At 56.8% G+C, this 26,681-nt stretch carries 20 protein-coding genes and 3 pseudogenes; 12 read left to right on the top strand and 11 right to left on the bottom strand.

Annotated elements, in window-relative coordinates:
* Positions 1-250: 250 nt before the first annotated feature.
* On the bottom strand, positions 251-742 hold the full coding sequence (tadA, locus tag E8F06_RS25100; RefSeq protein ID WP_280372014.1) for a tRNA adenosine(34) deaminase TadA: 492 nt from the start codon (positions 740-742) through the stop codon (positions 251-253).
* Between the two features lie 7 nt (positions 743-749).
* Positions 750-2,114, bottom strand: a complete 1,365-nt coding sequence (locus E8F06_RS25095; protein WP_280372013.1) for a multicopper oxidase family protein — start codon at positions 2,112-2,114, stop codon at positions 750-752.
* A gap of 207 nt (positions 2,115-2,321) precedes the next feature.
* Between E8F06_RS25095 and E8F06_RS25090 the strand changes: the two genes are divergently transcribed.
* Positions 2,322-2,975, top strand: coding sequence for an intradiol ring-cleavage dioxygenase (locus tag E8F06_RS25090; protein WP_280372012.1), 654 nt, complete (start codon positions 2,322-2,324; stop codon positions 2,973-2,975).
* A 196-nt stretch (positions 2,976-3,171) separates the two neighbouring features.
* On the opposite strand, the gene guaA is transcribed toward E8F06_RS25090, so the two are convergent.
* The 3 genes from guaA to E8F06_RS25075 all read right to left on the bottom strand — a co-directional run bounded on the left by guaA (position 3,172) and on the right by E8F06_RS25075 (position 7,039).
* Complete coding sequence (gene guaA, locus E8F06_RS25085) at positions 3,172-4,749, bottom strand: glutamine-hydrolyzing GMP synthase (protein WP_280372011.1); 1,578 nt, start codon at positions 4,747-4,749, stop codon at positions 3,172-3,174.
* Between the two features lie 80 nt (positions 4,750-4,829).
* Entirely contained in the window at positions 4,830-6,299 is a 1,470-nt protein-coding gene (guaB, locus tag E8F06_RS25080) for an IMP dehydrogenase (protein WP_179061684.1), read from the bottom strand.
* 188 nt (positions 6,300-6,487) lie between these two features.
* Positions 6,488-7,039, bottom strand: a complete 552-nt coding sequence (locus E8F06_RS25075) for a sugar ABC transporter ATPase (protein ID WP_280372010.1) — start codon at positions 7,037-7,039, stop codon at positions 6,488-6,490.
* 99 nt (positions 7,040-7,138) lie between these two features.
* Here E8F06_RS25075 and xseA point away from each other — a divergent pair, with 99 nt between their 5' ends.
* The 9 genes and pseudogenes from xseA to E8F06_RS25030 all read left to right on the top strand — a co-directional run bounded on the left by xseA (position 7,139) and on the right by E8F06_RS25030 (position 17,109).
* On the top strand, positions 7,139-8,518 hold the full coding sequence (gene xseA / locus E8F06_RS25070; RefSeq protein WP_280372009.1) for an exodeoxyribonuclease VII large subunit: 1,380 nt from the start codon (positions 7,139-7,141) through the stop codon (positions 8,516-8,518).
* Between the two features lie 2 nt (positions 8,519-8,520).
* On the top strand, positions 8,521-9,342 hold the full coding sequence (locus E8F06_RS25065; RefSeq protein WP_280372008.1) for a peptidoglycan DD-metalloendopeptidase family protein: 822 nt from the start codon (positions 8,521-8,523) through the stop codon (positions 9,340-9,342).
* 108 nt (positions 9,343-9,450) lie between these two features.
* Positions 9,451-10,116, top strand: a pseudogene (locus tag E8F06_RS25060) (mechanosensitive ion channel family protein); the annotation flags it as partial.
* A 79-nt stretch (positions 10,117-10,195) separates the two neighbouring features.
* Positions 10,196-11,647, top strand: coding sequence for a site-specific integrase (locus E8F06_RS25055; RefSeq protein WP_280372007.1), 1,452 nt, complete (start codon positions 10,196-10,198; stop codon positions 11,645-11,647).
* The gene (locus E8F06_RS25050) at positions 11,613-13,508 is read left to right on the top strand and encodes a hypothetical protein (protein ID WP_280372006.1); all 1,896 of its coding nucleotides are present in this window, start codon (positions 11,613-11,615) and stop codon (positions 13,506-13,508) included. Before E8F06_RS25055 ends, E8F06_RS25050 begins: the two co-directional genes overlap by 35 nt.
* A complete protein-coding gene (locus tag E8F06_RS25045) occupies positions 13,505-15,481 on the top strand; it encodes an integrase (RefSeq protein ID WP_280372005.1) in 1,977 nt (658 codons plus the stop codon). The genes E8F06_RS25050 and E8F06_RS25045 overlap by 4 nt, the downstream gene beginning before the upstream one ends.
* A 43-nt stretch (positions 15,482-15,524) precedes the next feature.
* Positions 15,525-15,947 (top strand): hypothetical protein, encoded by a 423-nt coding sequence (locus E8F06_RS25040; RefSeq protein ID WP_280372004.1) that lies wholly within the window; start codon positions 15,525-15,527, stop codon positions 15,945-15,947.
* Between the two features lie 359 nt (positions 15,948-16,306).
* Positions 16,307-16,666, top strand: a complete 360-nt coding sequence (locus tag E8F06_RS25035) for a histone-like nucleoid-structuring protein, MvaT/MvaU family (protein WP_280372003.1) — start codon at positions 16,307-16,309, stop codon at positions 16,664-16,666.
* Positions 16,667-16,782: 116 nt separating this feature from the next.
* Positions 16,783-17,109, top strand: a complete 327-nt coding sequence (locus tag E8F06_RS25030) for a hypothetical protein (protein WP_280372002.1) — start codon at positions 16,783-16,785, stop codon at positions 17,107-17,109.
* Positions 17,110-17,531: 422 nt separating this feature from the next.
* On the opposite strand, the gene E8F06_RS25025 is transcribed toward E8F06_RS25030, so the two are convergent.
* The gene (locus tag E8F06_RS25025) at positions 17,532-18,233 is read right to left on the bottom strand and encodes a glutathione S-transferase (protein WP_280372001.1); all 702 of its coding nucleotides are present in this window, start codon (positions 18,231-18,233) and stop codon (positions 17,532-17,534) included.
* 138 nt (positions 18,234-18,371) lie between these two features.
* Here E8F06_RS25025 and E8F06_RS25020 point away from each other — a divergent pair, with 138 nt between their 5' ends.
* On the top strand, positions 18,372-18,950 hold the full coding sequence (locus tag E8F06_RS25020; RefSeq protein WP_280372000.1) for a TetR/AcrR family transcriptional regulator: 579 nt from the start codon (positions 18,372-18,374) through the stop codon (positions 18,948-18,950).
* 279 nt (positions 18,951-19,229) lie between these two features.
* On the opposite strand, the gene E8F06_RS25015 is transcribed toward E8F06_RS25020, so the two are convergent.
* Positions 19,230-19,886 carry a hypothetical protein gene (locus E8F06_RS25015; RefSeq protein ID WP_280371999.1) on the bottom strand — a complete coding sequence of 219 codons (657 nt, stop codon included), beginning with the start codon at positions 19,884-19,886 and terminating at the stop codon, positions 19,230-19,232.
* Positions 19,887-20,553: 667 nt separating this feature from the next.
* On the opposite strand from E8F06_RS25015, the gene E8F06_RS25010 reads away from it, so the two are divergent.
* Positions 20,554-21,186 carry an HAD domain-containing protein gene (locus E8F06_RS25010; protein WP_348532268.1) on the top strand — a complete coding sequence of 211 codons (633 nt, stop codon included), beginning with the start codon at positions 20,554-20,556 and terminating at the stop codon, positions 21,184-21,186.
* On the opposite strand, the pseudogene E8F06_RS25005 reads toward E8F06_RS25010, so the two are convergent.
* The 4 genes and pseudogenes from E8F06_RS25005 to E8F06_RS24990 all read right to left on the bottom strand — a co-directional run.
* Positions 21,184-21,587, bottom strand: a pseudogene (locus tag E8F06_RS25005) (AbrB family transcriptional regulator); the annotation flags it as partial. The gene E8F06_RS25010 and the pseudogene E8F06_RS25005 overlap by 3 nt on opposite strands.
* A 49-nt stretch (positions 21,588-21,636) precedes the next feature.
* Entirely contained in the window at positions 21,637-23,079 is a 1,443-nt protein-coding gene (gene gabD, locus E8F06_RS25000; protein ID WP_280371997.1) for an NADP-dependent succinate-semialdehyde dehydrogenase, read from the bottom strand.
* Positions 23,080-23,141: 62 nt separating this feature from the next.
* Complete coding sequence (locus E8F06_RS24995; RefSeq protein WP_280371996.1) at positions 23,142-24,785, bottom strand: acetolactate synthase large subunit; 1,644 nt, start codon at positions 24,783-24,785, stop codon at positions 23,142-23,144.
* 70 nt (positions 24,786-24,855) lie between these two features.
* A pseudogene (locus E8F06_RS24990) lies at positions 24,856-26,127 on the bottom strand (OprD family porin).
* Positions 26,128-26,681: the final 554 nt, after the last annotated feature.

Here is a 26,681-nt window from a genome sequence, read left to right as displayed (position 1 = left end):
CGTTTTCAGGAGGCCCCTGACCTGAAGCTGCCATGGCCTTTCCGTCAAACGGTGAATCGGGCACTGCGGGACAACGGGATTACGGATGCCTCCTGGCGGTGGCCCCATGCAGGGACCCTCCCCAGCGACTCGCACTCGAGCCGCTCTGGGCCGCCCTTTTCGGGCGGCCGCGCACCTTAGCACAGGAGGTTTCTGGGTCTAGTGAGAAGGGTCCCGACCTTGGTCGAATAGCCTGTCGGAAGTGTCCGAGTCAGACGTCTTTGCGTGCCGCGCGCCGGGCCTGGAAGAACCCCGACAGCATCTCGCTGCACTCCTGCGCCAGCACCCCGCCCTCCACCAGCACCCGGTGATTGAGGAATTCCTGGTTGAAGAACTGGCCACGGCTGACCGCCACGCCTGCCTTGGGTTCGGTGGCGCCATAGACCACGCGGGTGATCCGAGAGTGGACGATGAGCCCGGCGCACATGCTGCAGGGCTCCAGGGTGACGTAGAGGGTGCTGCCCACCAGCCGGTAGTTCTCCAGGCGACTGGCGGCATCGCGCACCGCCACCATCTCGGCATGGGCGCTGGGGTCGTGACCGGTGATGGGGCAGTTGAAGCCGCGTCCGACTATCTCGCCATCCTTGACCAGCACCGCGCCCACCGGCACCTCGCCCAGCGCCGCCCCTTGCAGGGCCAGGGCGAGGGCCTCACGCATGAAGTATTCGTCGCGGCTGCGGTCGATGATCTGGGGTTGGCGCATGGTCGGCTCAGGCTACTTCGATGGCGGCCATCAGGCCGGTTTCCATATGGTCGATGACGTGGCAGTGGAACATCCATATCCCCGGGTTTTCCGCTACCAACGCGATGCGCGCGGTCTCGTTCTTGCCCAGCAGGTAGGTGTCGGTGAAATAGGGAATGATGGACTTGCGGTCCGAGTCCAGCACCTTGAACGCCATGCCGTGGAGGTGGATGGGGTGAAGGTATTGGGCCATGTTGCGCAGCTCGAAGATGTAGTGGCCGTCCTTCTTCAGCTTGGCGATAGGACGGTCGGCGCAAGTCTTGTCGTTGATGTCCCAGGCCTTGCCGTTTATCTGCCAGTAGTTGTTCGGCTGCCCAGCCGCGCTGACCAGGGTAGCGGACCATTCGAAATTGAAGCGCAACACCTCGGCCTTCTCCAGATCGGGCTCCGGCACCGGGTTGGCCGGCAGCGCCGCCGGCCAGTCACCGGGCGCCTCGCTGCTGGCCACGCTCTTCAGGGTCGCCAGACGCAGCGGACCATTGCGCAGCGGCAGCTCAGTGCCTTCGGCCGGCACCTTGATCGCGAGTTCGATACGCATGCCCGGACCCAGCCAGTACTCCTTGCCCAGGTCACGGGGCTCCACGGGATGGCCATCCAGGGAATAGATGCGCACCTCGGCACCCGGCAGGTTGAGCCGGTAGGTGACGGTGTTGTCCAGGTTCAGGATACGCAGGCGCACCACCTGGCCCGCCGGCAGATCCACGGTGGGCAGCGGCTTGCCATTGATGGTGGTCAGGCGCCCACGGGTACCTTCGCGGGCGGCTTCGCGGGGGACGCTGAAGGCGGTGAACGCACCTTCCTGGTCCACGTGCCAGGTCTTCAGGCTGAGCACTTTCTCGTGCCTGAAGCCTGTGGGTTCGCGCTCTTCGACGATCAGCGGGCCGACCAGGCCGCGCCCCAACTGGTGGGCACTGGACAGGTGCGGGTGGTACCAGAAGCTGCCGGCGTCGTCGGTCTTGAAGCGGTAGTCGAAATACTCGCCGGGCAGCACCGGCAGCTGCGACACATAGGGCACGCCATCCATCTCCAGCGGCACACGGATGCCATGCCAGTGGATGGTGGTGGGTTCGTCGAGCTTGTTGATGAAGCGCACCCGCAGCCAGTCCCCCTGGCGGGAACGGAGTTCGACGCCCGGCGCCTGGCCGCCATAGGCCCAGGCAGGTGTTTTGTGGCCGGCGACCAGTTCGAGGTCCAGCGGTGCGGCGATCAGTTCGTAGTCGTGGGTCTTGGCATCCAGGCTGCGGCCCAGCCAGTAGCGGGCGCCGCCGGCACCCAGGCCGACCACGCCGAGGCCAACCAGGCCACCGAGAATCTGTCTGCGAGTGAAGGACATGGGGGTCAGGCTCCTCTGGGGAAGAACGGGGCTGTCCCATCGGCTAATCGAACCAGCCTCTGCCGGGCCGGCTTTCGGGGCGCACAAGATACACCCCGGGCCTGTGAAAGATAAGTGAAAGCATCTGCATTAGCCGCGACCGATGGGCGCAGCCGCCCTTCCCTGCCGGGCGTAGGATGGAGGAATCGGCCAGAGAGGAGCTTGCCCATGCATCCCACCCGCCGCGAAATGGTGCAGTTCTGCATTGGAGGCTTCGTGCTGCTGAACTGGCCTCGCCTGGGCCAGGCCGAAAGTATCGGAGTGTGCCGCCTCAGCCCTGAACAGACTGCCGGGCCCTTCTACCTGGAAGATGCGCTACTGCGTCAGGACATCACCGATGGCAGGCCGGGCACGCCCCTGAGATTGCAGTTCGAAGTGCTGCAGGCAGACGGTTGCCGCCCGCTGGGGGACGCCGCCCTGGAGATCTGGCACTGCGACGCCCAGGGCGCCTACTCGGGCGTCGGCGCCGATTCGGCGAGCCGCTTCCTGCGTGGCGTGCAGATCACCGACGACGATGGCCGCGCGGAGTTTCGCAGCATCCTTCCCGGCTACTATCCGGGGCGCACCAACCACGTGCACCTCAAGGTGCATCTGGGCGAGCAGGATATTCACACCGGCCAGCTGTACTTCCCGGAAGCGGTCATTCGCCCGGCGATGGCAAAACCGCCCTACGCCCACCCCGGCCAGGTCTGGACACCCCGGGAGCAGGACTACATCTATCGCCGGCAGGGCGGGGAACAGTCGGTGGCGGAGCTGATGGAGGACGGTAACGGGTTCATCGCACGGCTTACGCTGGTGGTGGATACCCATGCCAATGCCTGAGCGGATGTGATGACTGTGGGGGCGACTTCAGTCGCTGAGCAGGCCGAAGGTCTGCCAAGGGAGCATCGGGGCAGCTGCGCTGCCCTTGGCGAATGAATTCGCCCCCACAAAGAGCCCGCCCGCAAGCCCCCAAAACAAAACCGGCCAGGCTTTGAGGCCTGGCCGGTTCCGTTTCGCTAGCGCTTGCGCACTCGCATCATTCCCACTCGATGGTCGCCGGCGGTTTGCTCGACACGTCGTAGGTGACGCGGGAGATGCCTTCGATCTCGTTGATGATGCGGTTGGAGACGGTCTCCAGCAGCTCGTAGGGCAGGTGCGCCCAGCGGGCGGTCATGAAGTCGATGGTTTCCACCGCGCGCAGGGCAACAACCCAGGCATAACGGCGGCCGTCACCGACCACGCCGACGGATTTCACCGGCTGGAACACCACGAAGGCCTGGCTGGTCTTGTGGTACCAGTCCGCCTTGTGCAGTTCTTCGATGAAGATGTGGTCGGCACGACGCAGCAGGTCGGCGTATTCCTTCTTCACTTCGCCGAGGATGCGCACGCCCAGGCCCGGGCCGGGGAACGGGTGGCGGTAGACCATGCTGTAGGGCAGGCCCAGCTCCAGACCGATCTTGCGCACTTCGTCCTTGAACAGCTCGCGCAGCGGCTCGACCAGTTCGAACTGCATGTCTTCCGGCAGGCCGCCGACGTTGTGGTGGGACTTGATCACGTGGGCCTTGCCGGTCTTGGCGCCGGCCGACTCGATCACGTCGGGGTAGATGGTGCCCTGGGCGAGGAACTTGATGCCCTGCAGCCGGGTGGCTTCCTCATCGAACACTTCGATGAAGGTGCGGCCGATGATCTTGCGCTTCTCTTCCGGGTCGGCGACGCCGGCCAGGCGGGAGAGGAACTTCTCTTCAGCGTTGGCGCGGATCACGCGTACGCCCATGTTCTCGGCGAACATGGCCATCACGTGGTCGCCCTCGTGCAGGCGCAGCAGGCCGTTGTCGACGAAGACGCAGGTCAGCTGGTCGCCGATGGCGCGGTGCAGCAGCGCCGCTACCACGGAGGAGTCCACGCCGCCGGACAGGCCCAGCAGCACCTTGGACGAGCCCACCTGGGCACGTACGGTAGCGATGGCGTCTTCGACGATGTTGGACGGGGTCCAGAGAGCGGCACAGCCGCAGATCTCCAGCACGAAGCGGGACAGGATGCGACCACCCTGCTTGGTGTGGGTCACTTCCGGGTGGAACTGCACGCCGTAATAAGCGCGGTGATCGTCAGCCATGGCGGCGATCGGGCAGCTCGGGGTGCTGGCCAGGATATGGAAGCCGGCGGGCATGTCGGTGACCTTGTCGCCGTGGCTCATCCACACGTCGAGGCCGAAGACGCCATCGTCGTCCACATGGTCTTCGATGCCGTCGAGCAGGCGGGCCTTGCCCACCACGTCGACGCGGGCGTAACCGAATTCGCGCAGGTCGGAACCCTGCACCTTGCCGCCCAGCTGCTCGGCCATGGTCTGCATGCCGTAGCAGATGCCGAACAGCGGCACATTGAGGTCGAACACGGCCTGCGGTGCGCGCGGGCTGTTGGCTTCGTGAACCGACTCCGGGCCACCGGCGAGGATGATGCCGCGCGGTGCGAAGGCACGGATCGCCTCATTGCTCATGTCGAAGGGGTGGATTTCGCAGTACACGCCGATCTCGCGCACGCGGCGGGCGATCAGCTGGGTGTACTGGGAACCGAAGTCGAGGATCAGGATCCGGTGGGCGTGAATGTCTTGGGACATGGCCATCTCTCGTTACGGAATTCACAAACGACACGGGGCTGAATCAGACAGCCCCGTGACGCACTAGCTTTCAGTCAGCCTCAACCAACGCGGTAGTTCGGGGCTTCCTTGGTGATCTGCACGTCGTGGACGTGGGACTCGGCCATGCCGGCGCCGGTGATGCGCACGAACTGCGGCTTGGTGCGCATTTCCTCGACAGTGGAGCAGCCGGTGTAGCCCATGGAGGCACGCAGGCCGCCCATCAGCTGGTGAACGATGGCGGTCAGGGTACCCTTGTAGGGAACACGGCCTTCGATGCCTTCCGGAACCAGCTTCTCGGCACCGGCCGAGGAGTCCTGGAAGTAACGGTCGGACGAGCCCTGGGACTGCGCCATGGCGCCCAGCGAGCCCATGCCACGGTAGGCCTTGTAGGAACGGCCCTGGAACAGTTCGACTTCGCCCGGAGCCTCTTCGGTACCGGCGAACATGGAGCCCATCATCACGCAGGAAGCGCCAGCCACGATGGCCTTGGACAGGTCACCGGAGAAGCGGATGCCGCCGTCGGCGATCAGCGGGATGCCGGAGCCGGCCAGGGCGGCGGCGACGTTGGCGATAGCAGAAATCTGCGGTACGCCGACACCTGCAACGATACGGGTGGTGCAGATAGAGCCTGGGCCGATACCGACCTTGACCGCGTCAGCGCCAGCCTCGGCCAGGGCCTTGGCAGCGTCGCCGGTGGCGATGTTGCCGCCGATCACCTGGACGTGCGGGTAAGTGTTCTTGACCCAACGCACGCGCTCGATCACGCCCTTGGAGTGACCGTGGGCGGTGTCCACCACCACCACGTCGACACCCGCGGCAACCAGTGCGGCAACACGCTCGCCGGTATCGGCGCCAGTACCCACGGCTGCGCCTACACGCAGGCTGCCTTGGGCATCCTTGGACGCCAGCGGGTAGGTCTTGGCTTTCTCGATATCGCGGAAGGTCACCAGGCCGCGCAGGTAGAAGTTCTCGTCGACCACCAGCATCTTCTCGATGCGGTTTTCGTAGAGCTTGGCCTTCATCTCTTCCAGCGGGGTGCCTTCACGGGCGGTGACCAGCTTGTCCTTGGGAGTCATGATCGCAGCGACGCTATCGCCGACGTTCGGGCGGAAACGCAGGTCGCGGCCGGTCACGATGCCCACCAGCTCGCCCTCTTCCACCACCGGGAAGCCGGAGAAGCCGTATTCACGGGCAATCTGCAGCAGTTCGATGATCTTGGTGGAGGGGGTGACGGTCACCGGGTCACGGACGATGGCGGTCTCGTGACGCTTGACCTTGCGCACTTCGGCAGCCTGCTGCTCGATGGTCATGTTCTTGTGGATGATGCCGATGCCGCCTTCCTGGGCCATGGCGATGGCCAGGCGGGCTTCGGTCACGGTGTCCATCGCCGCGGATACCAGCGGGATGTTCAGTTCGATGCCGCGGGTCAGGCGGGTCTTGAGGCTGACATCCTTGGGCAGAATCTCGGAATATCCCGGAATCAGGAGAACGTCGTCGAAGGTCAGGGCTTCTTGGCTGATGCGCAGCATGGCGGGGGCTCCCAGGCGGGAAAATTGGAAGCGCGCCATTATAACGAGGCCACGGCCACTGCTCAACGCGGCCGACAGGCTACAGATCGGGTTTCTGGTCGTGGAAGCGAATTAATTTCATAACGCAGCCCCGCAAACGACGAAACGAAGCCCTCCACCCCGTTTTGCGACGGAAATCACTCCCTTGGTCACCCGTTCGTCCGAACCTGGCGCACCGTGTATCCAAGTCGCTCACCGAACGCGTCGAGGAAGGCCTGGGTGAAGCGGGTTTCGCCCCAGCCGTTGAAGATGAAACCGAGATTGGAAAAGCCGCAGGGCTGCAGGAAGAGGAAGCCATTGATGTCGTCCTCGAAGCCGCATTCCGGGCAATTGAAGTTGTCGGTATGCCCCGGCCACCATTCTTCCAGGCTTTCGAACAGCGGTTCTCCAACTTCCTGGCGGCATTCGGGGCAGCCCGCTTCATTGAGGAAGTCGCGCGTCGGCGTATAGATGCAGCGCTTGTCCACCAGCTCCAGGCCATTCACCGGCTGGCCGTATGGCAGACGCTCGGGATGCTCGACCACGTTCCGCGCACCGGGGGCGATGGCGTAGGCCATGCGATTGCCGCGCAGGCCACAGGTGCTGGGCAGCGCCTCGACCACCCCGCGCTGCGCCAGCCAGCGCTGCATGCGCCCGGCCAAGGCCTGGTGCCCGGGAACGGTGGATATCTGCGGCACGATGATCAACTGGCTCGATTCCATCTCTGGCTCCTGCTGCGGTGGAAAGGGCGCGCAGCTTAACCATCGCCCTTTAACCGTCAACTATGGCGCATGGCGGCAAAGCCATTATCATTTCCGCCCATGCTCAAAGACCCCTTCCAACGGCTCGGCCTCGATCGCGAGGTGCTGACCGTCAGCCAGCTCAACCAGCGCGCCCGCCATCTACTGGAGGACGTGTTCCCGGAGGTCTGGGTGGAAGGCGAGATATCCAACCTCGCCCGCCCCGCTTCCGGCCATCTCTATTTCACCCTCAAGGATGCCCAGGCCCAGGTCCGCTGCGCGCTGTTCCGACAGAACGCCCAGCGCGTGCGCCAGGCCCTGCGCGACGGCCTCGCCGTGCGGGTGCGCGGCAAGGTCTCGCTGTTCGAGGGCCGCGGCGATTACCAGTTGATCGCCGACACCGTCGAACCGGCCGGCGACGGCGCCCTGCGCCTGGCCTTCGAGGCGCTGAAGGAAAAGCTCGCCGCCGAGGGGCTGTTCGCCACCGAGCGCAAGCGCCCGCTGCCCGCTCACCCGCAGCGAGTCGGCATCGTCAGCTCGCCCACCGGTGCGGTGATCCGCGACATCATCAGCGTATTCCGCCGCCGCGCCCCCCAGGTGCAGTTGACCCTGATCCCCACCGCGGTCCAGGGCCGCGAGGCTACCGCACAGATCGTCCGCGCCCTGGCGCTGGCCGACGCCCAGGGCTTCGACGCCCTGATCCTGGCCCGGGGTGGCGGCTCGCTGGAGGACCTTTGGTGCTTCAACGAGGAAGCGGTCGCCCGTGCGGTGGCCGCCTGCAAGACGCCCATCGTCAGCGCCGTTGGCCACGAGACGGACGTATCCATCAGCGATTTCGTCGCTGACGTACGCGCTCCAACCCCCTCCGCTGCCGCCGAACTGCTGGCCCCGGATGCCAGTGAACTGCAGCAGCGCCTGGACAGCCTGCATCGACGCCTGGTCCTGCGTATGCGGGAACACCTGACCCGCGAGCGTCTGCGCCTGGACGGACTGTTCCGGCGCCTGCGCCACCCCGGCGAGCGACTGCGACAGCAGGCCCAGCGCCTGGACGACCTGGACATGCGCCTGCGCCGGGCTTTCGAGCGCCAACTGCAAATTCGCCACGAACGCCTGGCGCGCCTCGATACCCGCCTCGCCGCGCAGCATCCGGGGCGCACCCTGGCTCTGTTGCGGCAACGGTTGGACAGCCTGGCCGAGCGCCTGCCCCGCGCCGCCCGTGACGCCATCAAGGACCGTCGGCAGAAGCTCGACACCCTGGCCCAGACCCTGCACGTGGTCAGCCCCCTGGCCACCCTCGGCCGCGGCTACAGCATCCTGCTGGACGAACGCGGCCAAGCCATCCGCGCCGCCAGCCAGACGCGCCCCGGCCAGCGCCTGAAGGCCCGCCTCGCCGAAGGTGAGCTGGACGTGCGTGTCGAAGACAACCACCTCACCCCCGTGAACCTCTCCCTGTTGGACTGACCATGCGCCTGCTCGCCGCCCTGCTCCTCTGCCTCGCCCTGCCCGTCCATGCCGAAGGTTTCATCACCCGCCTACTGAACAAGCCGGTACCGGGCGGCGTGGCAGTGATCCAGCTCGGCAGCGCCACCCAGACGCCCACTGCGCGCTACCAGGGCAAACCGGTGCTGGTGGTCAAGGAAGACAGTCGCGACTGGATCGCCATCGTCGGCATTCCGCTGGGGACCAAGGCGGGCCAACAGCAGGTCGAGGTGAGCGATGGGCGCAAGATGGCCTTCAGCGTGGGCCCGCGCACCTATCGCGAGCAGCACATCAAGCTGGCCAACAAGCGCCAGGTGAATCCGCTGCCGGAAGACCTCAAGCGCATCGACCGCGAACTGGCCGAGCAGACCACCGCCTACCGCCGCTTCAGCCCCGGAACGCCGAGCAACCTGCTGTTCGACAAGCCGGTGAACGGCCCGCTTTCCAGCCCCTTCGGCCTGCGCCGCTTCTTCAATGGCGAAGAACGCAACCCGCATTCCGGCCTGGACTTCGCCGTGGGCGCCGGCACGCCGATCAAGGCTCCGGCGGCGGGCAAGGTGATCCTCATCGGCGACTACTTCTTCAACGGCAGGACAGTGTTCGTCGACCACGGCCAGGGCCTGATCAGCATGTTCTGTCACATGTCGAAGGTAGAGGTGAAGCTCGGCCAACAGGTGCCGCGCGGCGGCGTGGTAGGCCGCGTCGGAGCCACTGGACGCGCCACCGGCCCGCACATGCACTGGAACGTCAGCCTCAACGATGTACGCGTGGACCCGGCCATCTTCATCGGTGCCTACAAACCCTGACCGACATCTACGCTTACACCCCAGGCCTGGGGCGGGCCTGGTGGATTTGCTAAGGTCCGGCGCTTTCCGGGGCCCGCCCCGCTCACCAGACTCTCCAAGGGAGCGCCCATGCAGAACGATGTCACCCCCTGGCTCGCCTGGCTGCGGCAGCATGAAGAGCTGCACACCATCGTCACCACCGCGGTCCTCCTCCTCCTCGCGTGGGTTTCCAACTGGATCGTCCAGCGCATCCTGATCCGTGGCCTGTTCCGTCTCACCGGCGTGCACGTCCAGGACCACGGACTGATCAAGCGCCTGGCCAACGTGGTGCCCGCCCTGGTGCTGACCGGCGGGGTGCGGGTGGTGCCGAACCTGCCGAACGCGCTGGTGGAGATCATCACCAACGTGTGCGCCGCCTTCATCATCCTCACCATCGCCATGGCCTTGAGCGCCGCGCTGAACATCGTCAACAGCCTGTATCTGCGCCGCAAGGACGCTCACCTTCGGCCCATCAAGGGCTATATCCAGGTGCTGAAGATCGCCATCTTCGCCATCGCCACTGTCCTGATCATCGCCAGCCTGATCGACCGCTCGCCACTGATCCTGCTCTCCGGCCTGGGCGCCATGGCCGCCGTGCTGCTGTTGATCTTCCAGGACACCCTGCTGTCCCTGGTGGCCAGCGTGCAGATCACCTCCAGCGACATCATCCGCGTCGGCGACTGGGTGGAGATGCCGCAACTCAATGCCGATGGCGACGTCATCGACATCGCCCTGCACACGGTGAAGGTGCAGAACCACGCGTGAGCTCAGCACATTTGACAGATATCGTGAGCTGAACTTGGATGGACAGACACCTTCTTACGAGGCGTCTTCCATGCACGACCTTGAACCAATTGCCACGGCCCGTTACCACAAAGTACCCCTGACAAACGTCAAGCTCTGGGAGCCCTGTTCCCCTGACGAGGCGGTGGACTGGCCAGAATGCTTCGAAGCGGAAGACGCTGACTTCGAGCCTTACCCTGTTAAACCCATCCCCTATCAAGAATCTTCAGCCCCTCTTTTGTACGTCATCATTCATCCTGATGGTGGTATTTGGCTGGAGGGCAGCCTGTATCTATTTGAGCGCATCACAGAACTTGGAACCAAAGCCACCACGGCATCGAACATTGCCGGTGATCTTTCAAACTTCATGAACACCCTCTTGACGGGATGCCGTGACTTCCTGGACTTCGACGGCCCTTCCTTTCAGCGTCCAACTTACTACTACAAATCAGAATTAAAAAAACTGCTTATTAAAAGAGAATTAAAAAGAAGCACTGCAAATAGAAAAATCCTCAGCATGGTTGGATTCTATAGATGGCTTTGCGCAACTCGAAACTTCAAACCAAAACAAGAGATGTGGAAAGACAAAGTTAGAAACGTCCGATACTTAGACAGGCATGGGATTCAACAAAGCAAGGAAATCAGAGGCACCGACCTGACTTTTCGAAGCGCGGAGTCAATCTCTACAGGTCAATACATCAGCGACGGCGGTAAACTTTCCCCTATCAGCAGGGAAAATCAAAAACACCTCTTAGCCACGCTAGTCGCCTTGGGAAATCCTGAGATGATTTTGATCCACATCGTTGCTTTGACTACCGGCATGCGAATCCAGTCAATTCTGACATTGCGCCATGCTTGTATCAAACAAGGGAAAGGTGGCCCAAACGACCCCAGTAAATATGCGCTTTACGGAATAAAAATCGGCGAAGGCACTTTGGTAGAAGCAAAAAGAGGAAAGCCACAGACAGTACTAATGCCCGCTTGGGTGCATTACAAACTGAGCATTTATCTGAACTCAGAACGACACAAGGAGAGAGCCATGAGATCCGCAATAAAAAATGAAGATGATCAATACCTATTTCTGACTCGAACCGGAAGACCTTATTACACCGCAGAGGCAGATCAAGAAGCGTTCGACTATTCGAGCGAAAAAGGGTCAGCCATACGACAGTATTTGAAAACGATTGGCGAAAAACTCAATGAAATGGGCGCCAATTTCAGATACCAGTTCCATGACCTTAGAGCAACTTTTGGCATGAACCTCATCGAAGACAACATGAAGCACGTGGAGAACGGAAAAATGAACCAGCTTGAACTTCTAGATTTACTCAAAAATAGATTAAACCAAGAAGACATAAATACAGCACTTGGATACTTAAAATACCGCGAAGGAAACGAACTGGTTGCTTACGCTCAGTCCGACTTCGAGGATCACCTTCAGAGCGTCATCACCACGGAAATGTTGAGGCATGAAAATATCCGAACGAAACTCCTATCAAGTTGATTTTCAGCTAGTTGATCTGGATGAATGCCAGCGCATTGTAGCGGCTCGGCCTATTGAAGAGCTCATTTTACAATGCACGAGCGACCGTCGAATCGATATTGGCTCCGCTTGCTATTCTGATCGCCGGGCTAATTCTCGAAAGATTCCAAAGCCTGTCACTGAAGCCTCACTGCGCCACGAGCGCTGCATAGGGTTTCGCGCTTGGTGTATCGACCAAATCACCAGTTTTTATACCGGTGCCAGTGGCTACACCGTTTACGGCAAAGCAACAGAAATTATTGGATTTGTCGATTGGTGCGACGAGCATGGCTTTGAGTACTTTCTGACTAGCGCACCAGCTTACAAGCTAGCCCTCAATAGTTATACCCAACATTTGCTTGCTGCGATGAAGATTGAGGGTGGCGTCAAGCCTTTCACCGCCAATCGACTCCAGAGCGAAGTACTGAGGAGCGGCCCCGTATTCTTTCCCGCAACAACTGTAAACTTCCATGAAGATCTTATTATTATTTCCAACGACGGCTCCGTAAAAGAGTCTACTGAAACACCCTCGGAACAGGAAATTTCCGAACACCTCACACCTTGCCAATATTTGTTTGATGGCATAACCGACTTCCTACTTAACCAGATAGAATTTCCGCACCGCATCCCTTTTATGACGGGAGAAGCGCGCCTGCTTCCAGCAGAGTACACAATAACCACAGATGTGATACACGAATTAACACCTAAAATAAACACCAATATCTTCTGGGACTACAAAGTCGGAAAAGTTAATTCACTTGCTGAATGCATGCAAAAGACCAAGCAGTTACCTCACCAGGTCATCCGGCAGAGAAATGAGGCGCTAGATATTTTCGAACGAGCCAACAACGACCCACGACATCCAAAACGGATCTGGTTGGCGAAATTAGCGCAAGACGCATTCCTCTCCTTATTCGTCGCCAATAGCGGCCTCAACGAGACAGAGGTTCGTGATCTACCTTGGGGTGACAGCTACAGTGTTCGCAACAGCATTAACGTAGGCTTTCAATACATAAAAATCCGCGCAGCAGGGAGGGAGGGAGAGGTTGAAATTCAGAAAATATTTATTAAAAAGTTTAAAAAATTCCTCAAACTCCGAGATTATATTTGCGACGGCAAACCGCACCCCTACTTATTTGTTAACATTAGCAAAAACAATATCAGCGAAAAGCCCATTAAGGCTGTCACAATCGGAAACTTCAGCATGCAAATCAGAAGTTTCCTTGACCCAGGCTTCACAGGTCTGAGCTACCGAAAGCTTCGCAAGTATAAGAGTGTTTATCTTCTCTCAAAAAATCACTCCATTGACCTCGTTTCCGCATTGATGCAGAGCAGTGGGTCGACCATCACAAAGCATTACGCCGATGCAGAGGAAAAAAAGGCAATCGATGAAATAAGCACGATGCTGGCGCAACTTATGGAACTTCTGGACTCCAAGGCGGTAATGAGCACACCCGCCGGAGATTGCGCTGGCGTAGATAATCCCTCCTCTGCGATCACTCCGCCGGAAGCCTACGAACCCAACTGTAGAAACTTCGTGGGCTGCTTGTTTTGCACCGAGTTTCGTCTTCATGCCAATCGCGAGTCTATTCGCAAGTTATTAAGCATGAGCTATGTCACGAAGGAATACCTAAGCGCCTGCACCGACGCGAATCAATTTCAGAATGTGCATGGCGAAGCCATTAATCAAATAAATCGCATCTTGGAAGAACTTGTCAATACCCGCCCCGAAATGGGACGGGTTGTCGAATCCATCCGAGATGAAATTGAGCAACAGTACAAATTGACCAGCTACTGGGAACGCATTTACGAACGCCTGATTAAGCTCAAGGTGCTAAAATGAAACAAAAACAACTTGGCATTCATGCAGAAAGCTCAGCTCACCCTCTCAAACCAGAGTTTCTGAGCACTGATATTTATTACGGCATGTCGTTCGCCCGTATTGGGCCAGGGACAGTAATCTCACGGTCGACCGACGGCACTCCGCTATGTTTTTTTGAAGACCAGGAGTGGTACCTACCGGCGTTCGCTTATAACGTTAAAGATAATCCTTACTTCAAATTCCTACCCTTCTACCTAGTGTCGGAGCACCACCCTCAGAACGTCGAACTGTGCAAGAAACTGTTCATCATCAAAATGTTCTCAATCAATCAAAAGTCCGGGAAGCCTTTACGCTTAGCATCTATGCATAGCGTGCATAGTCTTCTCAGCCATCTTTGCACGTACTGTGACAAAAACAAGCTTGATGCATTGGAAGTATTCGGAACCTTCGATACCTTCAAAAAGTTTCAAAAAAACATTCCTACTTGCCTAAACAGGCCGCTAGTCGCCCTTATTCGAACGTTGAATAACATCAACAGCTCAGAGCGAGGACTTTTACTCGACGGCGGCATTTTTCCGTACATGCAAAAAAAATCACGAGAATCTAGGAAGGAACCGCAACAATTTCCTGTCATACCGAGCAGAATACTCTATATCAAGTATCACCAATACAATGGTTGCATTTCTGATTTTTTTGCTTACCACGACAAGATCATCTCATTCTTGCAGGCCGCCGTAGATAACCCCTACTACGGTAGAAACAAAGCCATCCATAGTAGCAAAAAACCTAAAAATTCCTCGCCAGAACAATTGATCTCACACTTACAACAACCGATAAATTTTAAAACTGCTATACGTGCACACGGCCTAGAAAAGCTGCTCACTAAATACAATTGGCACATGGCAAGCAGTGTCACAGCGTTCCTAGCCCTAGTTCAACATTGTGCTAAGAACCTAATCCACCTCTTTACGCTCATGCGTGATCATGAAGTCTCAGGTTTGCGCACCGGGTGCCTGGAACCTGTTAAGGGATGGAACAACGAAGCCTTATACGTAGTGGGCATCACCACCAAAATGCATAGCAGTCCGAAGCCTACGAAGTGGATAACAACTGAGGCAATACTGAAGCCTATTGAGGCGCTGGAGAAAATTAACTCCATACTCTCCCCCCACGCCAAGACTGGAAGTGATTATCTATTTATATCTCCAGCCGCACACCCTATCTGTAACGTCTCGTCTAAATCAAAATCCATCATCCAAAAGGTAAACCTTGAGGAAAAACTCCCCCCAGTGCCAATTACCGAAGAGGACATCCAAGAGCTTGAGACTATTGATCCTTACAGAAACTGGCGTGATGACAAGCGATACCAAATCGGAAAACCCTGGCGGATTACGTCGCATCAATTTCGACGTTCTATTGCAGTCTTTGCAGGCCAAAGCGGGCTGATTTCGCTTCCGGCACTCAAACGTTTGCTCGGCCATTTGACCAAAGTCATGTCTATCTATTACATGCAGGGTTGCTCCGCAAAAAACTACAAATTTTATCTAATAAACCCAGAACTGGTTAAGGAACTCAGGAAAGCGAAACAAGAAGCTGACGGCGCAATGTTTATTCGCGAGGCACTTAATTCAACCGAAAGACTTTTAGGAGCTAGGGGACGCCAGGTAATGGAAGAGCGCCAAAATGTGATCTGGCTGCACGACCCAGAAAGCTATATCCGTGAGCAAGTCAAACGAGGCCTTATCGCTGTGAAGGATACCCCGGTTGGCTCATGCGCGTCTCTTGAACCCTGTGATAAACGTGCTCACGGAGACTTCAGCACCTGTCCTGGCTGCAAGCATGTGATCGGCAAAGAGTCTGTAATGAATGAGACCATCGCTGTAATGAGATTTGACCTTGCACAGCTTGACGTAGGAAGCGTGGAATACAGAGCGGAGAAGCAGAACCTTGATGATTTTATTGCTCTGCGGGATCGTATCATCGCAAAAGGATGATGCCTGTGCTAATTAAAGATTACCCGAAAAAAGGTCGACAACCATGGCAGACGTCAATGAAGATTCAGTCACACTCCAGCCTTACTATGCGGCGTTGAATCGCCTAGTGGCCGGTAAAAGCATGATCGTGCCGAAGGGAAGCAGGATCACCCTCAACGCCGTTGCGTTAGAGGCTGGTAAAACCGCCGGCAGTATCAAGAAAAGCCGGCCGATTTTTGACGCCTTGATCAGAGAGATCCATATCCGAGCAAAACAGCAGGCGGAGCAGAGCGCACCCGGTGCCCTAAAGGTTCGCCAGGCTAATCAAAAGGCTGAAAAGGCGCGGGCGTCGGCCGAAAGCTTTGAGGACAAGTACAAAGCAGCTTTGGCCAGAGAGCTCATGCTGCTACGCGCATGGGATAAAGCCCAGCAACATTTGCGTAAAACGAATAACGTGGTACCACTTAACCCATCCAAACGGAAATGAAGGAAGTGACTTCATGTTCCCGTAGAGCCGATGGGGCCTACACTAATCGTAAAGCGCTCCCTTTCTCCGATGCACGGGCGATGGAGAAAGGGGGAAGGCGGTAAAGCGAAAACGGTGGGTTCCAATGAAGTTTACGCTGCAATGCTTTGACAGTTCCTGAGCGTGGTTTGGGCTCTATGTACAATGGCGACGCGGACTGCTGATCATAACAAGCCCTTGATTGAACACTCGCAAAGAGCCACGTGGCCGTTTTGAACGCCTTTATTACCAGACCGTTTAAAATTCTGGCTATTTGGTTGAATTCCGGCTCTTGTAGTGTGTATCTTATGATTATTAACGGCCCAACCCCGGAATCAATCATGTCCATCATCGCAGAATACAAAGCCCTCGAAGCCCAGATCGCTGAACAGCAAAAGCGCCTCGAAGCCCTGAAGGCCGACGACAAACTCAAGAAAGAAATCGAGTTTGAAACCAAACTCCGTACCCTGCTCGCTGATTACGGTTTCTCCCTGCGCAACGTCATTGCTGTGCTCGATCCGGAAGCCGGCAAAGGCCGCCAGGCTGCTGCTTCCAAAGGCGCTCGCCGTGAGCGCGTGCTGAAGCGCTACCAGAACCCCAACACCGGGGAAGTCGTAGAGACTAAAGGTGGCAACCACAAGATCCTGAAGGCCTGGAAAGAAGAGCACGGCGCTGCAACAGTCGAAAGCTGGCTTCAGTGAGCCTGCCACGGGTACTCGCAATGGGCCGCACAAGCGGCCCTTGTCGTTTCTGATTCCCATGGACGAAAGCAGTAACCAACAAGATGACTCGAGATCAGGAAAGGACAATCTGGTCTATGGCGTTGCTGAAATACGGAGCGCCGGACGTTGAGCAATTGGCCAACCAGCACATCGCAATACTGTTGGCCAAAACTGTCGATTCCGAATTGCCACGCCAGGTGAGCGCTGAAGGACTGTCTCAGTTGGTGGGGTTGCTGCTCCATGACATCGCGTCGAACGAACGCCCGCTCATTTCTGGGCTTCGCTCCATGAACCGCTCACACTTCCAGATACTGCGCCAAATGCGTACTGGACTATCACTCGCCATCCTGGCCGACCTTCCTGCTTCGCTGCTTCCCCCGAATTTACGCAGGCTCAGAGCTCAGATCGATTTCGGCGTGTAGTCTGTTGGAGCACGGGCGAGGCCCGGTATGAGTGATAGTTTTCCGACCCCGTACATCGAATCCTTCGAGTAAGTCACGTCGCCCTTCTGCTCCTGAGACCAGTGTCGGTCAAGTCGTTCTATTAGTATCCATCTGGGCCCGATGTGAGATGCCCGCGCAACAAGAGTCGACTCGACGGGCATGTAAAAGACGGTAGGGCCTCACCAATTAGTTGCCTCATGAAGCGTGATGCGTGACGAGGGCCCTGTATTGGGCAGCTGCTACGGTCTGGGAGTCTGGCGGGGCACTCTTGGAGTCCAGCGGCGGCTGGCAGTAATCGCGCGCTGTCAGCTATAGAATGAAGGGGGACGGGGTAGGCTGTTACCAAGTGTATTTGACCCCGCCATCAATCGATATCGATAGCGGGGCTGATGCTAAAACGCTTAGCTGAGGGGCTTGCCTCGCTTCACCATAGCTGACCATTCCTGAACGCTTGGGCGCGATTGCACTTTTGCATGCCATGCCCGAAGTGCGATGCATTCCTCTGGCACCGGCAGCTTGACCAAAGAGGCAAAAATCATACCTCCTAAGACAGCAATATCAGCCATTGAGAACTTCTCTCCGGCCACATACGGTTGCTTCGACAATACCTCATTAAAATAAAGCATTCCTCTAACAGCTTTGTCTCGCATGCGTCCACCCCACTCAGGGTTCTGATAGAGCTCGACCTCCGGGCCAAGCCCGGGAGTGGCATGGTGAAAATACACGCTGACTGCGTCTAGAAACTCAATTTCTGCACGTTTGGTCATCATGTGAATCAACCCTTTCTCAAGCGGCGTTCTGCCGGTGAGCGTCGGATTGCCATCCAGATCGTCTAAGTACTGGGTAATCGCAGTGCATTCTGCAATGAGAGTTCCATCATAGAGTTCGAGTACTGGCAGCGTACCGGAATAGTTAATTGCCAGGAACTCAGGCTTCTTATGTTCCCCCGTCCAAAGATTGACCGACACGAAGTCGACGCGTGATTGCATTTGTTTCTCTGCTAGCGCAATGCGCACACGAGCCGGGTAAGGGCCGTCGTACCAGTCATAGATTTTCATCATGGGAAGCCCTGATGTGTCGAAAGGAGAGTTTTGAGTGGCCATTTTTGTACCTACCTGTCAGTTGGTAGGTAAACCATATCGGCAGCTGCCGCCACCGTCAAGCGCCACCTGCCTACCAGTTGGCAGGTTTTCCGGAGGCCGCTAAAATAGCGGTGCAGAGCCCGAACCTGAGGTGACGACATGAGCAAAAATGCGCGGGAAGCGATCTTGGCGGAAGCTAAAGTCGCCGCTCAACTACATGGCTATAGCGGTATCAATTTCCGTACAATTGCAGAATCAATTGGCATAAAAAACGCCAGTATTTATTACTATTTCTCAAGTAAAGCTGAACTCGGCGCTGAAGTGGCTAAGCGATATTGGAAGGACACAGAGGCGCTTTTGGAACGCTTGCAGGTTCAGTTTCCCGACCCGTATCAGCGCTTAAATCAATATCCCACAATCTTTCGCAGTTCACTTGAAGATGGAAACAGGCTCTGCCTGTCTAGCTTCATGTCTGCCGAATATGAAGATCTACCAGAGGAGGTAAAAAACGAAGTTAGGACTTTTGCGGATATAAATATCGCCTGGCTCACAAAAGCCCTCATCGAGACAGGGTTGGATAGTTTGGCAAGCGAACGGCGTGGTCGCGGAATCTTTACCGCCATTGCCGGTGCCCAGTTGATTTCTCGCACCCGCTCAGATCTACATTTATTTGACGAACTTATTCAAAGCTACCGAGAGGCTGGAATGATCCCAGCTATAAACCTGAATTGTGAATAAATCCCCTTTTGTATTAGCGCGCCGGGTTCGGCTTATGGAAACTCTGAAGAAGACTTCCTGTTTCTGGTGAAATACGCCGACCCCGTTTTCGGATGAAACCACCAGTCTCAACTTCGCCGTTTGCTGGCGAAGCTCGAATTAGCGGCTTGAATTTTGGCGTTGAACAGTGGCTACGTGGGTGCCCGTTGATTACAGTGCGAACGCCCTCTTCCAGACCGTGCTTCTCCAGCAGTTGACGGAAATGCTTGATCGACGACTCTTCCGGGATTCTGCCCTGGTTCAGTGTGCGGGTTCGGTGGTGCGCTGATACGGCGGGTTGATGGGCGGGAAGCAATCTTCGAACTCGCTGTAGATTGCGCTCATCTCGCCGGCCTCTGCGGGGATGCCTGCGATGATCAGCAGAAGGTTGCTCGCGAGCCCTAGGAGGCCGTTGGAGTGCCTAACCTGCATATAGGCGAGCTCCAGTGGGAAACCCCTGCCATGTCGGTTCACGGCATGGATACCGCCATGGACGAATGAGCTCAGCGGCTTCCATGAGTAGTGCTTGAACTCTTTCAGATGGCTCACCGGGACGTGAGGGGCGTTCTCTTCAATCTCCACCAACATCTGACTGAGCATGGGAATCTTACTGGCCTGCTTCGCAGTCTCACGGGTCAGTTCCGAAAGCATCAGATCCACGTCCTTATCCGATGCGCAGTGGTGCATCCATATGGCCCGGACAAGCGATTCGTACTGCACACGCAGCAGTGCCGCTGCGGAAGTACCGAGCCCTGCGGCGGTTAGCAGCTTGAGGCTCTGGGCATGCTCGAAGCCCAGACTCGCCATGGCCCGAACGGCCTTAAGTCGGTTGGTCTCGTCGAACAGCGGCAGGCCGAAAAAACTGGCAAGGCGCTCTTCCAGAAGCGCTGATCGCATGAGTAGTTGGTCTAGATCCATGACGGCCTCAGTGTGTTAGGTAAGGCATATCCATAGGGGTGTCTTCCTTGAGCAAATTACGTGCCTCGATGTAGCCAATGCACAGCTAGGCAGAACTGCCCCTGACGTTGGAGGGACTTCTTATCTTGCTTGGTAGCCCCTACTCTTACGGTGTGTCATCTCAGCACATGAGCGTACGGAGATCGATGATTTCATCTGAGTCCCCCACTCCACGCGTACAGTCCCTGTCCGACCTTCCGCCAGGCGGCTCAGCACTGGTGGAAGCGGTGCAATCGGGATTCCCTGTCGAATGGGTCGACGAGGTTGCTGCCCGCCTGAACCTAACCAAGCGCTCCTTGGCTCCGTACCTGGCGGTCTCGGATTCGACCTTACGCCGTCGGGCTTCGCAGGGGCACTTGAACGCCAACGAGAGTGACCGGCTGTATCGCCTGGCATCCACCTTGGATCTATGCACCGAACTCTTTGAAGGGAACGCTGACGCCGCTGCGAGTTGGATGCTCCAACCGCAGTTTGGCCTCAATGACCACCGCCCCGTCGATTTGCTATCCACCCACCCCGGCTGTGAAGCGGTCAGAGACCTCATAGGCAGATTGGAGCACGGTGTAGTGGTCTAGATGCCCCATGAGGACTGTATGCTTCACGTGGCCCCTTTTACGCTAGACCCCACATGTCCGACTCTGACTCAGGTACTCCTCACGCCACGGGAACATCCGCGCGGCTCCAGCCGATGACCGAGCATGAGCGTCACGTGACGGGCCAGCTGCGAGGCTCTGATCAAGTGCTATTCCTGGACTACGACGGAGTGCTGCACCCCGACGCAGTGTTTCGAACGAAACGAGGTCTCGAACTTCGCGCGCCGGGTCATTTGCTGATGCATGCCAGCATCCTTGCCGAGATCTTGGCGGACTTCCCGGCTGTACGCATTTCGTTGAGTACGTCATGGGTCAGGACGCTCGGCTTTCGCCGAGCTAGAGCGGTGCTGCCGCCTGCGCTTCAAGCCCGGACAGTATCGGCAACTTGGCACTCATCGATGCTTAGAGCCCCCCTCCTCGGCTACGACCTGCAAACGCGCTATGAACAAATCCTTAGCGCTGTTGCAGCAGCCCGCCTGACATCTTGGCTGGCTCTCGACGATGATCCTCAGGGGAGCTGGCCCGAGCATGACCCGCGCCTGGTGCGCTGCAATTCACAGCACGGCCTGGCCGATACGCATGTGCAAACCGAGTTGTATAACCGGCTGAGACAGATGGCAAAAAATAAGCGCGACAGGTCTGATTGGCCACCGGGCAGTATCCAATAAAGGTTCATCGAGAAAAAGAACGAGCAGTATCCGCAGGGTTTGCATAGCTGTTACCAATGGCACTGCCAAGTGCAGTGTTTCAGCCGTCAGACTCATCTCTGCAATGCCTCCCCAGGCATCATGCCCAGGGCTAGGGCTAGGGGTCTGATGTCACCAGAAATCAACCATCCTATCCCGGCAGCTGCCAAGGAGGCAGTGAAGGCCATTAAGCAGGTAGCGATAAAACTACGAGCAAGAAAAGCAGGGGCATAACGGAAGAATGATCGTGCGAAAAAGCATCCCAGACTGCTCCCTATCAGCAATTGCCCTAGCTGACTTGCTCCGAATGGTAAGCCTATGTGCAGATCAAACCAGGTGCTCGCTACGCCGGTTACCAACAGCGGCCCGAACAACCACGGATTACATATCCTACCAACTTGCCATCAGACAGTTTGTTCAACGATCCTTTTGTCAAACGCTCAAACAGAGATATTTGATTTCCAGGTAATCTTCGATGCCGTACTTGGAGCCTTCACGGCCCAAGCCCGAAGATTTAATACCGCCGAATGGAGCGACTTCGTTGGAGATCAGACCAGTGTTGATGCCTACCATGCCGTATTCCAGAGCTTCGGCCACACGGAACACGCGGCCCAGGTCGCGAGCATAAAAGTACGAGGCCAGACCGAACTCGGTGTCATTGGACATCGCGATCACATCGGCCTCATACTTGAAACGAAACAGCGGAGCCAATGGGCCGAAGGTTTCTTCCTTGGCCACGGCAGCATTGTTCGGCACGTTGGTCAGAATGGTCGGTTCGAAGAAGTTGCCTTCGATGGACTTGCCGCCGGACAGCACGGTGGCCCCTTTGGAAACGGCGTCAGAGATGTGCTCTTGCACCTTGGCCACGGCTTTTTCGTCGATCAGCGGGCCAGTGGTGGTGCCGTCTTCCAGACCGTTGCCGATCTTGAGTTTCGCCACAGCCACTTTTAGCTTCTCGGCGAACGCGTCGTAGACCGAATCCTGAATGTAGAGACGGTTGGCGCAGACGCAGGTCTGGCCGTTGTTGCGGTACTTGGAAATGATCGCGCCTTCGACGGCCTTATCCAGATCCGCATCGTCGAACACAATAAACGGCGCGTTGCCGCCCAGTTCCAGGGACACTTTCTTGATGTCCTTGGAGCATTCGGCCATCAGCTGACGACCGATTTCGGTCGAACCGGTAAAGGACAGTTTGCGCACGATCGGGTTGCTGGTCAGCTCGCTGCCGATGTCGCCGGCGCTGCCGGTCACAACGCTGAACACACCAGCTGGAATGCCGGCACGTTGCGCCAGTTCAGCAAGGGCCAGGGCGGAGAAAGGGGTTTGCGAAGCAGGCTTGAGCACCATGGTGCAACCGGCAGCCAGGGCTGGGCCGGCTTTACGCGTGATCATCGCGGCAGGGAAGTTCCACGGGGTGATGGCTGCGGTCACGCCGATTGGCTGCTTGATCACGATCAGGCGCTTGTCAGGCTGGTGGCCGGGAATCACGTCACCATAGATGCGCTTGGCTTCTTCGGCGAACCACTCGATGAAGGAAGCGGCGTAAACGATTTCACCCTTCGCTTCGGCCAATGGTTTGCCTTGTTCCAGGGTCATCAGGCGAGCCAGGTCTCCCTGGTTCTCGATCATCAGTTCGAACCAACGACGCAGTTTGCCCGCACGCTCTTTGGCGGTCAGCGAGCGCCAGGCTGGCAGCGCCTTGTCGGCAGCTTTGATCGCTCGGCGGGTTTCGGCAGCGCCCATTTTCGGCACGGAGCCCAGAATTTCACCCGTTGCCGGGTTGTTGACCTTGATGGTCTGGCCATTGTCCGCATCGACCCAAGCGCCATTGACGAAGGCTTGCTGGCGGAAGAGTTGCGTATCGTTGAGTTGCATGGAGCGATTCCTGTGCATGTGAAAAAGCACCCGGCCCACCTATGGGCCGATGCTCACGAAAGTCAGATCGACAAGCTTCGCTCACGAAGTTCGACGTTAAGGATGCGATCATTTTCTGAGTAATCGACAGGACAGTCGATTACATGCACACCTGGAGTGTTGATGCACTTTTCGAGTAATGGAAGCAGCCCCTCAGCGCTTTCCACGCGGTGCCCCTCGGCACCATAGGATTTTGCGTACTGCACGAAGTCCGGATTGCCGTAGTCCAGGCCGTAGTCAGCAAACCCCATGTTGGATTGCTTCCAGCGGATCATGCCGTAGCCATCGTCACGCAAGATCACCACCGTGAGGTTCATCTTCAGGCGAACCGCAGTCTCCAGCTCTTGGCTATTCATCATGAAACCGCCATCACCACACACCGAGATGACAGGGCGATCAGGGTAGACAAGATGGGCGGCCATAGCCGATGGAAGACCGGCCCCCATAGTTGCAAGCGCATTATCGAGCAGCACCGTGTTGGGCTTATAGGCTTTATAATTGCGTGCAAACCATATCTTGTAGATACCGTTATCCAACGCAACGATACTCTCGGATGGCAGCACGCGACGGATGTCGGCCACCAGTCGCTGTGGGTAGATTGGGAAGCGGTCGTCGTCAGCCCCTTCGACAATCTGCACCTCGTTAGCCTCGCGGATCGTCATCATTCGCGTGAAATCCCAATGCGAGGTTTCAGAAAGGGCTTCTCCGATCTGCCAAATAGCATTGGCGATGTCGCCGATCACTTCGACCTGAGGGAAGTAGACCGGGTCTACTTCGGCAGAGCGGAAGTTGATGTGAATGACTTCAGTACCACCGCGAACCATGAAGAAGGGCGGCTTCTCGATGACGTCGTGGCCAACGTTCACGATCAGGTCTGCCGCTTCAACCGCACGGTGTACGAAGTCGCCGGACGACAAAGCAGCATTGCCAAGGAAGCGAGGGTGACGCTCGTCAACAACCCCTTTACCCATCTGTGTGGTAACAAACGGGATGCCGGTCTTGTCGATCAGCTGCCTGAGTACCTTGGCAGTCATCTTGCGGTTTGCGCCGGCGCCAATTACCAGGATCGGGCTACGAGCTAACTGCAATTTTTCGACAGCGGCCTCAATGGCCTTGTGCTCAGCGAGCGGGCGACGATGCAGGCTTGGTGGTATCGGCAGGCTGTCAGTTTGCTCGGCGGCAATGTCTTCAGGCAGTTCAAGATGCACGGCACCAGGCTTCTCTTCCTCCGCCAAGCGGAAAGCTTCGCGCATTCGGGACGGTATGTTGTCCGCCGAGGCCAACTGATGGGTGTATTTTGTCAGCGGTTGCATCATGCCGACCACATCCAGAATCTGGAACCGGCCCTGTTTGGACTTCTTGATCGGCTTCTGGCCTGTGATCATCAGCATCGGCATGCCGCCAAGGTAGGCATAGGCGCCTGCGGTAACCAGGTTCGTTGCGCCGGGGCCGAGGGTCGAAAGGCTAACGCCGGTTTTGCCAGTCAGTCGCCCATAGGTCGCTGCCATGAAGCCTGCTGATTGCTCATGCCGAGTTAGCACCAGCTTGATTTTGGAACGTCGAAGCGATTCGAGAAGATCAAGATTCTCTTCGCCTGGGATACCGAAAACATACTCGACGCCTTCACTTTCCAAACACTGAACAACGATGTCCGCCGCCTTTGCCATTTTCTACATACCTTGAAGTAAAGAGGACGATAATCGCCCTACATGTCCGAATAGCCACGTGTGACGCTTGTTAGAGAAGTGAGATGCTGTAGTTTACAAACACCCGGTTCTGATCTTGATCACGAGCGGCTTCGGTATTGGATTTACCATTACGCCAGCCGAAGCCAACACCTTTGAGCGCTCCCGACTGAAGGACGTATTCCAGACTGGTATCCCTTTCCCATTCTTTCTGATTGTCGCCGGATTTGGTCTTGATATTGTCCCCGGAGACATAAATAAGCGAGGCTTTCAGGCCAGGGACACCCATGTCGGCAAAATCATACGCGTACTGACCGAATGCTGTGCGTTCCACTGCTCGAGTGAAGTTCTTGATCATACGATCTGTATTGAGATACAGACTTGAGCCACCAGCGCCTTTGTCTGCCAAGCTCCCCTGATTGAGTTGAGTAAAATTGCTGCCATCCGAAACGCTTTGATATCCCGCCGTAACAGCGTGCCCACCCATGGTGTAAATCAGTGCGGCACTCCAGGTGCGATTATCGATCTCCCCATCGCCATTTTCAGTGAAGCCACTGATTCTGTAGCCAGAGGTGCCGGAACTATTCTCACCTGACGAGTCAGTTTTGAAGTATCGCAGGTCGGTTTTCAGGGATTGGTTATCCGAGAACGCACGCGTGTGAATCAGTCCGAAAAACTGTTGGGTATAGTAGTTCTCGAGATGGGCATAGTAGTACTGCGCCGCCAGACCCTTGGTGACTTTCCAGTCGCCCCCGTTGAAGTCAAACTGGTTGCTTTCACGTGTTCCGCCTACAGCGGCCAGCCCCGTCTGATCAGTTGAACCGCGACCTGTTGCAGGTTCGATTCGTCCACCAATCAGGGTCAGATATTTGAACTCGCTCGATGTGATTTGACCGGCTTGGAACGTCTGTGGCAGCACACGCCCATCGTTAGCGACAAAAATCGGAAGATTCGGAATCAGCGCGCCGTAGCGCAATTCGGTCTTCGATATTTTCGCCTTACCAGTCAGCCCCAACCGACTCCACTCATCGACTGCATGATTGTCACTCTTTGAAGGATTCATGGTGCGGCCAACGTGCTGACCTTTACCGCTGTCCAGGGTTACGCCCATTAACCAAAGGGTATCAATACCAAAGCCAACGAGCCCATCGGTATAACCGGACTTGTAATCCAGCGTAAAAACCTGAGCCCACTCTTCGATTTTCGAAGGCGCCGCAGTGCCATCACGGCTGTCGTTATTGAAGTAGAAGCTTCTCATTCTCAAGGTGGCTTTGCTATCACTTAGAAATTAAGCATGCGCCTGGGTACTCAGGGCAAAACTGATAAATACTTAAGCTGCAGCAATCCTCTTAATGCTGACTTATAACGCTCCGCTTTTCTTGTTCGAGCAACAAGCACAAAAAAATCCATATATCCATGCGACACACATGAAGGACTGAAATTTAGCTTTTTAAAATACTTCGATGCGAGCCGTATTAATGTGCGAGCCTTATATTGAGATCGTGGCACTGATGATATCTACCCCTACTTCGATGTAGCAGCGCGCAATGCAAGACCCAAAACCACCAATCGCATATATAAACAATTACTATTGCAATACCCCCTACTTAATATTGTTTCTGTCGGCCTAGGCGGTTAATTCGCTTACCTGCTTTAAGTGGATTTCGCAGTATTCACAGCACATGCTGACAAGCGTACTAGCCAAACAGGGGGCTAATACCTCGTCCACATAGGCTTTAACCACCGTTTCATTAGCGCGGTGAGTGACCCGCCGTATTCGGGCTAAAAATTCCTGGTAGGGCCGGATAGAAGGAGATTCTGCGTCTCAACGTTCCGGATGTTAAATCTTCGCTTAGGCAGTAAATCTCCACGCACATC

Source organism: Pseudomonas sp. BN411, assembly GCF_029871235.1.
Classification (GTDB): Bacteria; Pseudomonadota; Gammaproteobacteria; order Pseudomonadales; family Pseudomonadaceae; genus Metapseudomonas.
Note: the sequence above shows the minus strand (reverse complement) of the source record. Positions and strands in the feature narration are given on the sequence as shown.

Coding starts and splice junctions, on each gene's coding strand:
- E8F06_RS25090 (WP_280372012.1), top strand. CDS start 2,322: ATGCATCCCACCCGCCGCGAAATGGTGCAGTTCTGCATTGGAGGCTTC.
- guaB (WP_179061684.1), bottom strand. CDS start 6,299: ATGCTGCGCATCAGCCAAGAAGCCCTGACCTTCGACGACGTTCTCCTG.
- E8F06_RS25065 (WP_280372008.1), top strand. CDS start 8,521: ATGCGCCTGCTCGCCGCCCTGCTCCTCTGCCTCGCCCTGCCCGTCCAT.
- E8F06_RS25040 (WP_280372004.1), top strand. CDS start 15,525: ATGGCAGACGTCAATGAAGATTCAGTCACACTCCAGCCTTACTATGCG.
- E8F06_RS25030 (WP_280372002.1), top strand. CDS start 16,783: ATGGCGTTGCTGAAATACGGAGCGCCGGACGTTGAGCAATTGGCCAAC.
- xseA (WP_280372009.1), top strand. CDS start 7,139: ATGCTCAAAGACCCCTTCCAACGGCTCGGCCTCGATCGCGAGGTGCTG.
- tadA (WP_280372014.1), bottom strand. CDS start 742: ATGCGCCAACCCCAGATCATCGACCGCAGCCGCGACGAATACTTCATG.
- gabD (WP_280371997.1), bottom strand. CDS start 23,079: ATGCAACTCAACGATACGCAACTCTTCCGCCAGCAAGCCTTCGTCAAT.
- E8F06_RS25015 (WP_280371999.1), bottom strand. CDS start 19,886: ATGGATCTAGACCAACTACTCATGCGATCAGCGCTTCTGGAAGAGCGC.
- E8F06_RS25050 (WP_280372006.1), top strand. CDS start 11,613: ATGAAAATATCCGAACGAAACTCCTATCAAGTTGATTTTCAGCTAGTT.
- E8F06_RS25025 (WP_280372001.1), bottom strand. CDS start 18,233: ATGGCCACTCAAAACTCTCCTTTCGACACATCAGGGCTTCCCATGATG.
- E8F06_RS25075 (WP_280372010.1), bottom strand. CDS start 7,039: ATGGAATCGAGCCAGTTGATCATCGTGCCGCAGATATCCACCGTTCCC.
- E8F06_RS25020 (WP_280372000.1), top strand. CDS start 18,372: ATGAGCAAAAATGCGCGGGAAGCGATCTTGGCGGAAGCTAAAGTCGCC.
- guaA (WP_280372011.1), bottom strand. CDS start 4,749: ATGTCCCAAGACATTCACGCCCACCGGATCCTGATCCTCGACTTCGGT.
- E8F06_RS24995 (WP_280371996.1), bottom strand. CDS start 24,785: ATGGCAAAGGCGGCGGACATCGTTGTTCAGTGTTTGGAAAGTGAAGGC.
- E8F06_RS25055 (WP_280372007.1), top strand. CDS start 10,196: ATGCACGACCTTGAACCAATTGCCACGGCCCGTTACCACAAAGTACCC.
- E8F06_RS25035 (WP_280372003.1), top strand. CDS start 16,307: ATGTCCATCATCGCAGAATACAAAGCCCTCGAAGCCCAGATCGCTGAA.
- E8F06_RS25045 (WP_280372005.1), top strand. CDS start 13,505: ATGAAACAAAAACAACTTGGCATTCATGCAGAAAGCTCAGCTCACCCT.
- E8F06_RS25010 (WP_348532268.1), top strand. CDS start 20,554: ATGTCCGACTCTGACTCAGGTACTCCTCACGCCACGGGAACATCCGCG.
- E8F06_RS25095 (WP_280372013.1), bottom strand. CDS start 2,114: ATGTCCTTCACTCGCAGACAGATTCTCGGTGGCCTGGTTGGCCTCGGC.